The 14,157-nt window shown below is 63.9% G+C and carries 13 protein-coding genes; 11 read left to right on the top strand and 2 right to left on the bottom strand.

What is annotated here, in order from left to right; all coding sequences use genetic code 11:
• Window positions 1–90 precede the first annotated feature (90 nt).
• From frr to ACRQFC_RS03030, 5 genes are all read left to right on the top strand, one after another.
• The gene (gene frr, locus ACRQFC_RS03050) at window positions 91–648 is read left to right on the top strand and encodes a ribosome recycling factor (RefSeq protein WP_026428541.1); all 558 of its coding nucleotides are present in this window, start codon (window positions 91–93) and stop codon (window positions 646–648) included.
• Complete coding sequence (locus tag ACRQFC_RS03045; protein ID WP_284896729.1) at window positions 648–1,526, top strand: phosphatidate cytidylyltransferase; 879 nt, start codon at window positions 648–650, stop codon at window positions 1,524–1,526. Before frr ends, ACRQFC_RS03045 begins: the two co-directional genes overlap by 1 nt.
• A gap of 156 nt (window positions 1,527–1,682) precedes the next feature.
• Complete coding sequence (locus ACRQFC_RS03040; RefSeq protein WP_051278233.1) at window positions 1,683–2,222, top strand: DivIVA domain-containing protein; 540 nt, start codon at window positions 1,683–1,685, stop codon at window positions 2,220–2,222.
• A gap of 10 nt (window positions 2,223–2,232) precedes the next feature.
• Complete coding sequence (locus ACRQFC_RS03035) at window positions 2,233–3,096, top strand: GNAT family N-acetyltransferase (RefSeq protein WP_284896730.1); 864 nt, start codon at window positions 2,233–2,235, stop codon at window positions 3,094–3,096.
• A 202-nt stretch (window positions 3,097–3,298) separates the two neighbouring features.
• Window positions 3,299–5,122: a proline--tRNA ligase gene (locus tag ACRQFC_RS03030; protein ID WP_284896780.1), complete on the top strand. Its 1,824-nt coding sequence runs from the start codon at window positions 3,299–3,301 to the stop codon at window positions 5,120–5,122.
• 174 nt (window positions 5,123–5,296) lie between these two features.
• On the opposite strand, the gene ACRQFC_RS03025 is transcribed toward ACRQFC_RS03030, so the two are convergent.
• Both ACRQFC_RS03025 and ACRQFC_RS03020 read right to left on the bottom strand, forming a co-directional pair.
• Entirely contained in the window at window positions 5,297–5,698 is a 402-nt protein-coding gene (locus tag ACRQFC_RS03025; RefSeq protein WP_284896731.1) for a hypothetical protein, read from the bottom strand.
• A 48-nt stretch (window positions 5,699–5,746) separates the two neighbouring features.
• Window positions 5,747–6,910 carry a hypothetical protein gene (locus ACRQFC_RS03020; RefSeq protein WP_284896732.1) on the bottom strand — a complete coding sequence of 388 codons (1,164 nt, stop codon included), beginning with the start codon at window positions 6,908–6,910 and terminating at the stop codon, window positions 5,747–5,749.
• A 239-nt stretch (window positions 6,911–7,149) separates the two neighbouring features.
• Here ACRQFC_RS03020 and rimP point away from each other — a divergent pair, with 239 nt between their 5' ends.
• The 6 genes from rimP to truB all read left to right on the top strand — a co-directional run bounded on the left by rimP (window position 7,150) and on the right by truB (window position 14,104).
• Complete coding sequence (gene rimP / locus ACRQFC_RS03015) at window positions 7,150–7,701, top strand: ribosome maturation factor RimP (protein WP_087070982.1); 552 nt, start codon at window positions 7,150–7,152, stop codon at window positions 7,699–7,701.
• A 14-nt stretch (window positions 7,702–7,715) separates the two neighbouring features.
• Entirely contained in the window at window positions 7,716–8,825 is a 1,110-nt protein-coding gene (gene nusA / locus ACRQFC_RS03010) for a transcription termination factor NusA (RefSeq protein ID WP_284896781.1), read from the top strand.
• A 49-nt stretch (window positions 8,826–8,874) separates the two neighbouring features.
• A complete protein-coding gene (locus tag ACRQFC_RS03005) occupies window positions 8,875–9,132 on the top strand; it encodes a YlxR family protein (protein WP_101595119.1) in 258 nt (85 codons plus the stop codon).
• A 127-nt stretch (window positions 9,133–9,259) separates the two neighbouring features.
• The gene (gene infB, locus ACRQFC_RS03000) at window positions 9,260–12,328 is read left to right on the top strand and encodes a translation initiation factor IF-2 (RefSeq protein ID WP_284896733.1); all 3,069 of its coding nucleotides are present in this window, start codon (window positions 9,260–9,262) and stop codon (window positions 12,326–12,328) included.
• Between the two features lie 89 nt (window positions 12,329–12,417).
• On the top strand, window positions 12,418–13,005 hold the full coding sequence (rbfA, locus tag ACRQFC_RS02995) for a 30S ribosome-binding factor RbfA (RefSeq protein WP_284896734.1): 588 nt from the start codon (window positions 12,418–12,420) through the stop codon (window positions 13,003–13,005).
• Complete coding sequence (truB, locus tag ACRQFC_RS02990) at window positions 12,974–14,104, top strand: tRNA pseudouridine(55) synthase TruB (protein WP_284896735.1); 1,131 nt, start codon at window positions 12,974–12,976, stop codon at window positions 14,102–14,104. The genes rbfA and truB overlap by 32 nt, the downstream gene beginning before the upstream one ends.
• The last annotated feature ends 53 nt before the right edge of the window (window positions 14,105–14,157 follow it).

Below are 14,157 nucleotides of genomic sequence, written 5' to 3'. Positions count from 1 at the left end.
GGTAAGATATGTCACATCGGGCGCGTGGATGCTGCTGCGTCGTCGTACCACGTAGCTACGCGCCGTGAACGAAACTGCGAAGGAAAAAACATGATTGAAGAAGCTTTGCGCGAAGCCCGCGAAAAGATGGGCAAAACTATTGAAGCAACCAGCGAAGAATTTTCGCATATCCGCTCCGGGCGGGCCAGCGCCGGGATGTTCAACCCGATTCTGGTGGACTACTACGGCACCCTCACGCCGCTCCAGCAGCTGGCCACCATCACCATTCCCGAACCGCGCACCGTGATGATCACGCCGTTCGATCCGGGTGCCAAGCAGGGTATCGACAAGGCACTGCGCGAATCTGACCTGGGCGTCAATCCTTCCGATGATGGCAATGTGCTGCGCGTGAACCTCCCGGCCCTGACCGAGGAACGCCGCAAGGATTACGTCAAGCTGGCCCGTACCCGCGCTGAAGATGGGCGCGTGTCCATCCGTGCGGTGCGTCGCAAGGCGAAGGACACCCTGGAAGCTATTCAAAAAGATGGCGAGGCCGGGGAAGATGAAGTCAAGCGCGCCGAAGACGAACTGGAAAAGCTGACGAAGAGCTTCGTGGAGCAGATCGATAAGCTCCTCGAAGGCAAGGAAAAGGACCTGCTCGAAATCTAATGTCGCGCCCCTCGTTGCGGAGCATGCTCGCTCCGCGTCCCCCGCAACCGCCGCGCCCCACCTCCTCGCGGGCTGGCCGTAATCTCAAAGCCGCCGTCCCCACCGCGCTCATCTTGCTGGCGCTGGTGGCGCTCAGCGTCCTCTGGCGCATCGAGCTTTTTGTGGTGCTCGTGGTGGTGGCGCTCAGCTTCGCTGTATGGGAGGCCGCGGGCGCGTTTCTCGCGCGCCGTATTCGACTCCCGCTCACGATGCTGCTGGCCGGGAATATCGCCATACTGGCACTTGCCTGGTGGCGCGGACTCGGCGCTGCCATGCTGGCTTTCGGGGCGACGGTGGTGGCCTGCGCCGTGTGGCTGGGGATACGCGACTGGGCGCGCGCACAGGTGAGCGACGCCGCCTGCGCAGTTTTCGTGTCCCTGTGGATCAGCGTGCTGGGGAGTTTCGCGGTGGCGCTGTGCCGGCTTGATTCCCCAGCGTGGATGGTGGCAGCGCTCATCCTCCTGCCCGTTGCCAATGACACGGGAGGCTGGGCCGCCGGCGTGCTTTTCGGGCGCCATCCGCTCGCTCCGCGCATCTCCCCGAAGAAAACTTGGGAGGGGCTGGCCGGGTCGGTGCTGGCCTGCCTGGTGGTGGCGCTGCTTCTTGCCACGGTGGCCCTGGGGCACAGCGTGTGGTGGGCGCTGGCCATCGGCATGGCGGCGGTGGTGTGCTGCACCGCCGGTGACCTGCTCGAATCACGCCTCAAGCGCCGGCTCGGTGTCAAGGATATGGGAGCAATTTTCCCCGGGCACGGTGGCATGCTGGATCGTATCGATTCCATCTTGCTCTGGGCGCCGTTCTGCTACCTCTTCTTCGCTGCGGCGCAAGGGGTGCTTTGAAAGAAGCTCTAAATTCCACACGTAGTACCGGTCGGTGCTGCGCTGTGAGCGAGAGCGGCGCGTGGCGTGCGCATATGGCAAAATGAGTGCGGCACATTAAGAGGGAAGGTCGGCATGCTGGCACCGTGGTGCTGGCACAGACAAGTGAGGTGAGTTGTGAGCACGTTTAAGCGAGTGGGTCCGCTCACGCGCGGATACAATACCGAGCAGGTCGATGATTTCCTCGCCCGCGCGAAAGACGCATATTCGCGGGGAACTGGCGATATGGACGAAACGGATGTGCGGCGCGTCGGTTTTTCCCGCCAGCGCGGCGGATACGATCCGGCCCGAGTGGATGCCGCCCTCGATCGCCTCGAAGCCGCCTTTATTCACCTCAAGCGTGCTAATACCATCGGGGCGCGCGGGGAACAGGCTTGGCTCAACCTCGCCTACCAGGATGCCAAAAGTCTCTACCCGCGCCTGCTACGCCCGGCCGGGCAACGTTTTGCCGACGCTGAAGGCTGGGGATACCGCAAAACGGACGTTGATGAACTTCTTGACCGCCTCGCCCGATATTTCGACGGTGAAGAAACCGTAACCTCTGAAGTGGTACGGGATGCTATTTTCCCGGAATCACGCGGAAAAAATGCTTATGATGAGGCCGTCGTGGACGTGTTCCTCGAGCGGGCTGTCAGCGTCTTGCTTGCGGTGGAGTAAACGCACCGCGATGAAACGCTCCATTTGGCCGCATCGAGCCGCATCCTCGCTGCGCCGTCTCACGGGCGCGGATAAATCCCGCGCCCTGGAATTTTTAGCCCGCGACCCGATCAATTCCGTGCTCGCCCGCGTCAATGTAGAACGCATGGGCGTGGGAACATCCTCGGCGCTGGCGGCGATGCACCGCCGCGATATTGAAGCCCTCGCTTGGGACGGCGGGAATATTATTCCCCTTGGCTTTTCCCCAGCGGGGCTGCGCGAACTAGGCGACGACATTCTGTCCCGACATCGGGTAGCCTGCTCCATCCTCGGGCCGGCCGATCAGGTCCTTGGACTGTGGGAACACCTGGAGCGCTCCTGGAGTCCCGCCCGTGAGGTTCGCGCGCGCCAATATTCTCTCTCCCTAACTCACGCCTCTCCGGTGGTGCCCGATCCGCAGGTACGCCCGGCTGAACCCTGGGAATTTGGCGCTGTTTTTCCGGCGGCGGTGGCTATGTTCACCGAGGAAGTCGGATACGATCCCACCGTGTACGGGCCCACCTACGCACGCCGGGTCCGGGAGCTCATCCGCGCCGGCCGCACTTTCGTGCGCATGGGCATCGATCCCGCCACCGGCGTCCCGCGGGTGGAATTCAAGGCGGATATCGGTGCGTTGGCCGGGGGAGTGGCGCAGATCCAAGGCGTATGGACCGCTCCCGACCTGCGCGGGCGTGGGATCGCGACCCGGGCAATGGCCAGCGTCGTCGATCAGGTGCGCGCTCGCCATGCGCCCACCGTCTCCCTCTACGTCAATGACTACAATGCCGCCGCGGTGCGGCTCTACCAGCATGTCGGCTTCAGCCGCGCGGGGGAGTGGGCTACGGTCCTCCTCTAGCTGCGGGGCGCCGTATTCACTCCAGGCACCGTGCTGCGCCCCGTATGCGCCGTGCAGCGCCGTCGCCCCGTCCACCACCAGTCCCGCGCCGTCGCCCCGTCCTCCGCCACCGGTGCCGCGCCGCACACCACCGGTGCCGCGCCCCGTATGCACCGTGCCGCGCCGTTCCCGGCAAGCGGGTAGAATGGCGGGCGTGCTGAGAATGTCTAGTCTTTTTGTGCGCACCTTGCGCGAAGACCCGGCCGACGCCGAGGTCGCCAGTCATAAGCTCCTAGTCCGCGGCGGGTACGTGCGGCGCGTGGCTCCCGGTATTTACACCTGGCTGCCGCTGGGCCTGCGGGTGCTGCGGAAAGTGGAACGGGTTGTCCGCGAAGAAATGGATGCATCCGGGGCTCAGGAAGTACTTTTCCCGGCGCTCCTCCCGCGCGAACCCTACGAGGCCACAAACCGCTGGAGCGAATACGGCCCCACTCTTTTCAAACTGGCGGACCGCAAAGGCAACGACATGTTGCTCGCCCCCACGCACGAGGAAATGTTCACGCTCCTCGTCAAGGATCTTTATTCTTCCTACAAGGACCTGCCCCTCACGCTCTACCAGATTCAAACGAAGTACCGCGACGAGGCCCGTCCGCGCGCCGGTGTGATTCGCGGGCGCGAATTCGTCATGAAGGATGCTTATTCCTTCGACATGGACGAGGCGGGGCTGGACGCTTCCTACAATACGATGCGCGCGGCCTACCAGCGTATTTTTGAGCGCCTGGGCCTGCCTTACGCGATTGTCTCCGCCATGTCCGGGGCGATGGGTGGCTCGCGTTCGGAAGAGTTCCTGTTCCCCACCGCTATTGGGGAGGATACTTTTGTCCGGTCCGCGGGCGGTTACGCCGCGAATACCGAAGCGGTTACGACGCCGCCGCTCCCCGAGCAGGACTTCTCCGACGTTCCGGCACCCGAGCTGGTGGATACTCCCGGGGCGAAAACTATTGCTGACCTGGTAGAGATGGCGAACCAGGTACATCCGCGCTCGGACCGCCCCTGGAACGCGGCCGATACCCTCAAGTCGGTTATCGTGACCCTCACCCATCCCGATGGGGAGAAGGAAGTGGTGGTCATCGCTCTTCCCGGGGATCGCGAAGTCGATATGAAACGCGTGGAAGCCAGCTTGGCTCCGGCCGAAGTGGAGCTTGCTTCTCCTGAGGATATGGAGAAGTACCCGGGAATCGTGCCGGGTTATACCGGCCCCGGTGCGGTTGGCCCGCAAGCCCGCGGTGGCGCCGTTGCCGACGGTGCCGATGACGGTGCCGCAACCGGCGACGGCGCAACGGTGCCGGTGGCGCGCCTTCTCCTTGACCCTCACGTAGCCCGAGGATCGCGCTGGATCGCGGGTGGCAACGCGGTGGATAAGCACGTATTCAACCTGGTGTACGGGCGTGATTTCGAGGCCGATGGCACCATTGAAGCCGCGGAAGTACGCCCCGGCGACGAGGCCCCGGACGGCTCGGGCCCGCTCGATATCGCGCGCGGTATCGAAATTGGCCATATTTTCCAGCTGGGGCGCAAATACGCCGAAGCGCTCGGCCTGACGGTGCTCGACGAAAACGGCAAAACCCGCGTGGTTACCATGGGCTCCTACGGCGTGGGTGTTTCCCGCGTGCTCGCCGCTATCGCCGAGCAGTACCACGATGAGAAGGGCCTGGTCTGGCCGGTGGGCGTCGCGCCCGCGCAGGTACATATCCTTGCCACCGGTAAGGACGACGCCGTATTCTCCGCCGCGGAGGACTTAGCCACGCAGCTAACTGCCGCGGGTATCGAAGTCCTCTTCGATGACCGCCGTAAAGTGAGCGCTGGGGTTAAATTCGCTGATTACGAGCTCCTCGGTATGCCCTACGCGGTGGTGGTTGGGCGGGGCCTGGCCAACGGGACGGTGGAAGTCCGCACCCGCGCCACTGGGGAATCCGAAGACGTGGCGGTGGCGGATGCCGCCGCTCGAGTCCAGGAGATTCTGGCTGCTGCCCAGGCTAGCGAGTAAACGTTCCCACGCTGGGTGACAGTGTGCTCGACTCTGATAACTGATAACTGATAACTGATAACTGATAACCACAAAATGCGCTTCCAGCTACATAAATATGTATGCTCTGGAAGCGCATTTTGTGTGCCCGGGGGGGGGCAGGCCGGATCCGACCGATAGCCGGGTGGCGTTCGGCTAAAACGCTCCTATCACGCCCACTGCGAAGCAGAAAGCCAGGAGAGTCCCCATATCCGCGACGGTCTCAAGATTGAACCCGAAACGGGGCGGTTTGCTGCCGGGCTTACGATATTTCTTGACGATGACGAATAAAATCGTGAAGACGGCGCAGGCGCCCAATAAACGCGGCCACTGGTAGGCGAGCGCCTCGCCATAGCCCACTTTTTTCTCGAGTAGAGCCCGTGAATTATTGACGTGAAAAGCGAGCAACAAGAGAATCCACAGAACATAATCGGCGAGCAGGTTCAAAATGCGGGACATGCGGCGCTCGATGGCGAGATCCTCCTCTGAGCGTGGCAATGGATCGTTGAGGCCGGAGCGGTTCGAATCATCGCCGCGAGAAGCGTTGTGTGCATGCATACAAACAACGTACCTTATTAGTTATTGATTATCGCAGGGATAACGTAATTAGCCTGCCGTGTGCGGCGAAAGCCCGGGGAGTGCTGCGCTGCCAAGGCTCTGGCTGGCATCACCATTGATACCGTCAGCCCCGTCCGCACCGTGAGCCCCGCTTGCACCGGTGCCACTGCCCCCGCTGGGCCCACCGCTAGCATCATCCAAGGCAAGCGCAAAATTGAGAGCTTCCGTGGCCGGAACCGGGCTATGCCACAGCGCACCGATCAAAATGGCATACGCGGCGGATGCGAGTTCATCGTCTGCAACAGCGGGGAGGGGAACGCTGGCGGCTCGGGTATCCGGGGTGCCGGCCCGAAGTAGGGCTTCCTCCAGATCAGCAATGCGCGCGATGCGTTCCATGCGTTCGGCATGCCCGTCCATGCCGCGGCGTGCCGCATCAACTTCATACCATTGGCGGGCCGTATTCGCGGCCGCGAGAAGCTTCTCGTCGCCGCCCGCCGGCACCAGCTGGGCGACGTCGTACCTGGGGCCACCCGCAACCGCGGCACCAAAGGGATCCGGGGCGGGTAACCCGGCAGCCTCAGCCACGGCCTGAGCATCCCACGTTGCCCGCAACGCAATAGCTAAATAAAGCGCGCGCTCCCCAGCTGCGTCCTCGGAGATCTCCTCGCGAGGGCCGGCGCCCTTCGCTGCGCCGCCTGCTGCACCATCTGCGCCGTCTTTCGCCGGAGCTTCCGCTGTGGGCAGTAGCGCATCTGCCGCCGTCATTGCCACCGTGCTGATCTTGGATAATTCCGCGAGTAACTCAGCGGCATCCGGAGCAAGAGGAGAAGGCTCGGGAGAATTCGTATGCCCGGTTGGGGCGCCGCTCGGCCACGCCTGCCACACCCCGCCCAGCTGGTTCTCCCACTCGCTCGCGTGCTCGGCAACATCCTGATATACCTGCGCGGCGTGGCCGCCCGTCTCAGCGGCCAGGTCGGTGGCGGCCGCGGAGCACCGTTGGGATGCTACGGCAAGGCTTTGGCGTAGTTCTTGCGTCGTCGTCATGGGCGCGGGGGAGGGATCGCCATGTTCCCACCGCGCTCCCATAGCAATAAGAATGGCGCCAATAATGAGAATGGCGAGCACGGCGGTGCCCACCAGCTGCACCGCGGTTCGAACCGGCTGAGAGGTGCGCCGATGAGCGAGCGCTCCGCTCCGGGGTGCAGCTGCCATGCTTCTCCGCTTTCTTGACGAGAATAAAACCGCTTATATTGTGCCACCTCCACCGGCCTGGGAGACGGTGCGCGCGCTGATGACGGTGCGCGCGGATAACTGTGCGTGGCGCACCGTGCCACCGTTGGCAACGGCGGGTGATACCTGCACCGTGGGCACCAGCAGCGCTACTTGCGCCGTGAGCACCGTCTGGCACGCCCGTGTACCACGGTGCGGCGCGGAAACTGTAGGATTAGCCCATGAGTCATTCCAAGAGTTCGCGTCCTCCCGCGCGGCGGGACCGCCGCTCTACCGGGCCCCGTAAATCCAGTCAGGCACAGCGGACCGGTGAAATCATCGCCGCGATTGAACCTCTTGTCTCGCAATGCGGACTCTACCTGGAAGGCGTGACGGTGGGCCGTGCCGGCGGGCGCGCCGTCGTTCAGGTCACGGTCGATCTTCCCAGCGGCCCCGGCGGTGTTGGCTCGGATCAGCTCACCGACGTTTCGCGTCTTATTTCCGCGCGTTTGGACGATGTTGACCTCGTCCAGGGTGCCTATAACCTTGAAGTGTCCACCCCCGGTGCCACCCGGCCGCTCGTGGAGCCGCGCCACTTTTCTCGCGCCGTGGGGCGCCTGCTGCGTCTGACACCCTCCGGTGAGGATGAGATCGTGACCCGGCTGCGCGCCGTCGAGGGCGATACCCTCGTTCTCGCATCGGATAACGGGGGAGCGGAACGGCGCTTACCCATTGGCCGGGTGGAACGGGCCCGCGTTGATATTGAATTCCATCGCGACGGCGAGGAAGAGTAGGAGAAATCGTGGATATTCAAATTCACATGAACGAGCTGCGGGCCCTGGAAAGTGAACTTGGCTTGAGCTCCGATGTACTCGTCGAAGCAATTGAAGATGCCTTGCTGCACGCTTACGCGCGGGTACCCGGCGCGATTCGCGGGGCCCGGGTCGATATGGATCGGCGCACCGGCAAAATCGTGGTGTGGGCCCCGGAAATTGACGAAGAAGGCAACGTCGTTGGTGAATTCGATGACACGCCGCACGATTTTGGGCGCATTGCAACGGCGACGGCGAAATCCGTGATCGCCCAGCGCCTCAAGGAAGCCGAAGCGAATCGCGTGCTCGGCTCCTTCAAAAATAAGCAGGGTGACATTATTTCCGGCGTGGTGCAAGGCCGGGCGGGGCGCGATAGCTTCTCCCGCGATCTCCTCGTGGAAGTCGGGGATCACGAAGCTATTTTGCGTGCGGAAGAACAGGTTCCCACCGAGCACCTCAACCGCGGGGATCGCATCCGCGCTCTTGTTTTGGATGTGGTGGTCACCAGCCGCGGTGCCTCCATTCGGCTTTCGCGTACCCACCCGGATTTTGTGCGCCGTCTCTTCGAACTCGAAGTGCCTGAAATTGCTAGCGGCACCGTGGAACTCGTGGCGCTCGCGCGCGAGGCGGGGCATCGTTCCAAGCTCGCCGTGTATGCCGAGGATCCGGAGGTGAATGCCAAGGGTGCGTGTATCGGCCATAACGGTCAGCGCGTGCGTGCGGTCACCACGGAGCTGGGCGGGGAGAAAATTGACATCGTTGATTACAACGATGACCCCGCGGTATTTATCGCCGCGTCGCTGTCCCCCGCGAAGGTAAGCCGGGTGGATATCCTCTCCGCGGAAAAGCGCCAGGCTCGCGCCATTGTTCCCGATGGGCAGGCGTCCCTCGCCATCGGTAAAGAAGCGCAAAATGTGCGCCTGGCTGCCAAGCTCACCGGGTGGTCCATCGATATTCGTAAAGAATCCGATGTGCAAGAAGCCTCCGGTGGCGACGTCGCAGATGGCGCCGCTCCTAGCGCCGTTGCCGCCATCCCCGCCGTTGAAGCAAGCGCCGCTGAACACGGGGAAGATCACGCGGCACAGCCGCATGATGACGTGCGTTAGTAGCATCTTGCCGCTAAAATAGATAGGGTGTGACTTTCGAGGCGGTGGGATGATGGCGAAAAATCCGCGCATGTGCGTGGGCTGCCGTCAGCGTGCTGCCCGGGAGGAACTGGTGCGCTTAGCGCTCACCGATGCGGGAGTCGTTGTGGATAAGGAACGGCGGCTGCCCGGCCGGGGAGCGTGGGTGCATCCCCGCCCTGACTGTCTAGCCAGGGGAATGCGGACGGGACAACTTGCGCATGCCTTTCGCTGCGCCGTCGTTCTTCCTCCGCATGCCGTAACAGAAGTAATCAGTTCGCTCGCGTGAGCGGAGCGAAAACCCGAGACCAAGAAAGCGGGTTGGAAGCTGATGGGCACCCGATGAGTACCCAACGATGAACAACCGGATTTAACGGGTCCGCGCGCACTTTTGCCGGGCCCAACGAAGGAGAACTGTGGCAAAAGTCCGCGTCCATGAACTCGCCAAGGAACTGGGGGTGACCAGCAAGAAGCTGCTGGCCACGCTCAAGGAGAATGGCGAATTCGTCAAATCTGCCTCGTCCACCATTGAGGCACCTGTTGTGCGTAAAGCACGTGAATACTTTGAAGCGCACCCCGAATTGGTTGAATCCAAGGGGAGCGGCAAGCCGGCCCCACGTAAGCCGGTTCGTAAGCACCCTGTGGCCCCCGATGCGGTGGATATGCCCGCCGGTTCGGCCTCGATTGTCGATGTGACGGCGCAGGCGAAGGCCGCCGCGAAATCCGATGCCGCCGGTACCGCTGGCGCCGGTGCACCCAAACCCGGCCCGAAGCCGGCCCCGGCCAAGCAGCATGCGGATAGCGCCGCGGCGCCCACCCCTGCCGCGGTGGCAGGTGGCGTCGGCGCGAACGCCGGAACCGCTACCGGCACCGGTGCACCTAAACCTGGTGCCGCAGCTGGTGCGCACGGCGGGGCAGCCCCGAAGCCCGGCAAGCCCGGCTCGCAGCAAGCCACGCCGAAACCGGCTCCCAAGCCCGGCGCTCCCGTACCCTCCGGCAAGTCCGGGGAAGCGGCTTCCGCCCAGGGCTCCGCTGCCTCTCACGGCGGCGCTAAGCCCCAGGAAACGGGGCACGTCGGCCGTTCCAATATTCCTACTCCGCGCGGCGCGGTGAAATCCGCCAAGGCCGCGCGTGCCGAAGCTGATCAGCGCACCCCGCGCCCCGGTAATAATCCCTACGCCACTTCGCAGGGTATGCCCCGCCCGGGTGGTGGGCGCGGCCCGCGGCCCGGCAATAATCCGTATGCCACGTCGCAGGGCATGCCCCGTCCCGGTGGCGGGCGCAAGAATGCGGGGACTCCCCGCCCCGGTGCGCATCAAGGCGCGCATCAGAACAACCACGGCGGCGGGCAGCGCTCCGGTGGCGGGCGCGGGCACGGTGGTTCGCGTCCCTCACCGGCGATGATGCCCAACCAGATGGCCGGTGCTCCGTCCTCCGGGCGGGGCGGTCGCGGCGGTGGCCGCGGGCGTGGCCCTGCTGGTGGCGGTCAGAATCGTGGCGGGCAAGGCCGGCCCACGGGCGGTTTCACCCGCAGTGGCGGGCGTTCGCGCGGTGGCTCCACCGCCGGTGCTTTCGGGCGTCGCGGAGGCAGCGGGGGCCGCAAATCCAAGCGGACCCGGCGCGAAGAATACGAAGCACAGTCCTCGCCGATGCTTTCCGGCGTCCAGGTTCCTCGCGGGGATGGCTCCACCGTGGTGCGCTTGCGCCAGGGTGCTTCGCTGGCGGACTTCGCCGAACGTATCGGTGCGTCCTCGGCGGCCCTCATTACCGTGCTCTTCCGCATGGGTGAAATGGCCACGATGAACCAGTCGCTGGACGAAGATACCTTCAAGCTGCTGGGCGCTGAACTCGGCTACGAGGTGGAAGTTCTCTCCGCCGAAGATGAGGATCGTGAAATCCTGGAGAGCTTCGATATTAACCTCGAAGAAGAAGAGCTCCTGGAAGACGAAGAGAACCTCAAGCCGCGTCCCCCGGTTGTTACCGTGATGGGCCACGTGGACCACGGTAAAACCAAGCTTCTCGATGCGTTCCGCCATTCGCGGGTGGAAGGTACCGAATCGGGCGGTATTACCCAGGCCATCGGTGCTTTCCAGACTGATATCGAATACGAAGGTGAAACCCGGGCGATCACGTTCATCGATACCCCCGGTCACGAAGCCTTCACCCAGATGCGTGCCCGCGGTGCGGATATTACCGACATTGCGATCCTCGTGGTCGCCGCGGATGATGGCGTGATGCCCCAGACGGTGGAAGCTATCAACCACGCGCAATCCGCGGGTGTGAAGATCATCGTTGCGGTCAATAAGATCGACGTGGAGGGTGCCAACCCGCAGAAGGTGCGCAGCCAGCTGACCGAATACGGCCTCATCGCCGAAGAATACGGCGGGGATACCATGTTCCTCGACGTGTCGGCCAAGCAGCGTATCGGCATCGACGATCTGCTCGAAGCCATCCTTTACGTGGCTGATGCCGAACTGGAACTCAAGGCAAATCCGGATCGCACCGCGCGCGGTGTTGCCATCGAAGCGAAGCTCGATCAGGGCCGCGGCTCGGTGATTACCGCCCTGGTGCAAACCGGTACGCTGCGGATTTCCGATCCCATCGTGGTGGGTATTGCCCACGGGCGCGTGCGCGCCATGTTCGATGCCAGCGGCAACCCGGTCAAGGAAGCCGGCCCCTCCATGCCGGTCCAGGTGCTCGGTTTGGACGCGGTGCCCTCCGCCGGGGATGCTTTCCTCGTGGCAGACGACGAACGCACCGCACGCCAGATTGCCGAACAGCGCGAATCGGCCCAGCGGGCGGCTTCACTGGCGCGGCGTCGTAAGCGTGTTTCGCTGGAGAACCTTGGGGATGTCCTCAAGGAAGGCAGCGTCGAAACGCTCAACCTTATTATCAAGGGCGATTCTTCCGGCGCCGTGGAAGCGCTGGAATCCTCGCTCCTCGATATTGAGGTCGATGACGAAGTGGCGCTGCAGATCATCCACCGAGGCGTGGGCGCCATCACCCAGAACGACGTCAATCTCGCAACCGTTGATAACGCCGTCATTATCGGCTTCAACGTGCGCCCCGCCGAACGCGTGGCCGATATGGCCGAACGCGAAGGCGTGGAGATGAAGTTCTACTCGGTCATTTACCAGGCCATCGAGGAAGTGGAAGCGGCCCTCAAGGGCATGCTCAAGCCCGTTCTCGAGGAAGTTCAGCTGGGCAGCGCCGAAGTGCGCCAGCTCTTCCGCTCGGGCAAGGCCGGCACGATTGCCGGCTCCATTGTCCGCACCGGTGCGATCAAGCGCGGGGCGAAGGCCCGGTTGGTACGCGACGGCGTCGTGGTACAACCCGAGCTCGAAATTGTCTCGCTGCGCCGCGAAAAGGACGATGTTACCGAAGTGCGCGAAGGCTACGAATGCGGCATTACGCTCGGCTACCGCGATATTCACGAAGGCGACATTATTGAAACCTTCGAGATGCAGGAGAAGGCCCGTAGCTAAGGGGCTGTCCTAAGGAACGTTGCGGCCCGCCGGCTCGCCACTGGCGCTGGCGGGCCGCAGCATATCCACCAGCAATAAAGGAGACGAAGATGGCTAATCCCCGTGCGGAACGGGTGGCGAAACGTATCCAGCAGATCGTGGCGCAAACCATTAACACCCGTATGAAAGACCCGCGGCTGAATATGGTGACCATCACCGATACCCGCGTGACCGGCGACCTCCAGCACGCCACCGTATTCTTCACCGCCATCGGGCATGAGCACCAGGTGAAAGACGCCGCCCGCGGGCTGGAGGCAGCCAAGGGTGCGCTGCGCTCGGAAGTGGGGCGCCAGCTCGGCTTGCGGCTCACCCCGACCCTGGAATTCGTGGCCGACGAACTACCCGAAGGGGCCCGCACTTTTGAGGACGTGCTGGCCGCGGCCCTGCACCGTGACGCCGAACTGGCGCGCAACGCGGAGGGGAAGGAATACGCGGGGGAGGCTGATCCTTACCGCAAGCCCCGCGAAGTAACGGAGGACGACGGCGCCGCCGCACCGTCCGGTACCGGTGCACCATCGGGCCCCGTCGCGCCGTTTACTCCCGCCGCACCGTCGGGCCCCGTCGCTCCGTCGGGTACCGCCGCACCGTTAGCGCCTGAGGCATCCCATGAAACCGATGCGCCAGAATCCCTGGCCTAATCTGCCCCGCGCGCAGCATCCAGCGCCGAGCGGCGTCCTGGTTATTGATAAACCAGCCGGGGTTACCTCGCACGATGTCGTTGCCGCGCTGCGCCGTCTATGCGGCACCCGTAAAGTGGGACACGCAGGTACGCTCGACCCGATGGCCACCGGGGTGCTCGTGGTGGGTATCGGCGCCGGTACTCGACTCCTCACCTACCTGAGCGGGGCCGATAAAGATTACCGGGCCACGTTCACGCTCGGCATCGGCTCCGATACCGAGGATTGCACCGGTACCGTCACATCCGCCCCAGGTTTTTCCGGTACGACGGCGCAGCTCGACGCTGCCCTCGCCTCCCTCCAAGGTGATATCTCGCAGGTGCCCTCCGCGTATTCGGCCAAGAAGATCGCCGGGCAGCGTGCCTACGACCTGGCCCGGGCCGGGCAGGACGTGGTGCTCGAAGCGGTGCCAATCCATATTGCCCGCCTGGAACGGAGCGGGGAGCTTCGCTGGCGCCAGGTGCCGACCTGTGGCGCGGCGGTGCTGGACTGCGCGGCTTTGGCTGATGGTGCGGCGCAACTCGATAGTGCAGCGCGGGCCGAAGCTCAAGCAGGAGCTGTGCCGGTTGCGGATGTTGATGTGGAGGTGAGCTGCTCCTCCGGTACTTATGTGCGCGCTCTTGCCCGCGATACCGGGATAGCGTTGGGAAGCGCAGCCCTCATGAGCGCGCTGCGGCGTACCCGCGTGGGTGGTTTCCGGCAAGACGAGGCGGTGAGCGTAGCGGAACTGGCGCAACTGGTGCAAGGCGGGGCGCAGCCCCCCGTTATCCCATTGGCGCAGGTGGCGGCCCGCGCTCTCCCGACGGTGCAGATTGCGGCAGCCGAAGCCGAATCCGTGCGCCACGGCCAGTTCCTTGCGGCACGGGGGAGAGCAGTGGCCCCCGCCGTAGGAACGGCGCAATCGCGTCCTGTAGGCGCAGGAACGGTATCGGGACAAGCACCCGCCGCGGAAAGCGAAGCTGGCACCGTCGCCCTGCTGCACGGCGATGAGCTTGTTGCGGTGGCACGCCGGCACAGGGATACCTTCCGGCCGGCCACCGTCTTCCCGCCCGGCGCATAAATACATAGATACGTAGGCACGTAGGTGCATAAAAATCCCCGCGCCGGCACCTC

Origin of the sequence: Actinotignum inguinis (genome assembly GCF_051265835.1) — a bacterium.
GTDB lineage: Bacteria > Actinomycetota > Actinomycetes > Actinomycetales > Actinomycetaceae > Actinotignum > Actinotignum timonense.
This window is presented reverse-complemented; position numbering and strand designations above follow the sequence as displayed.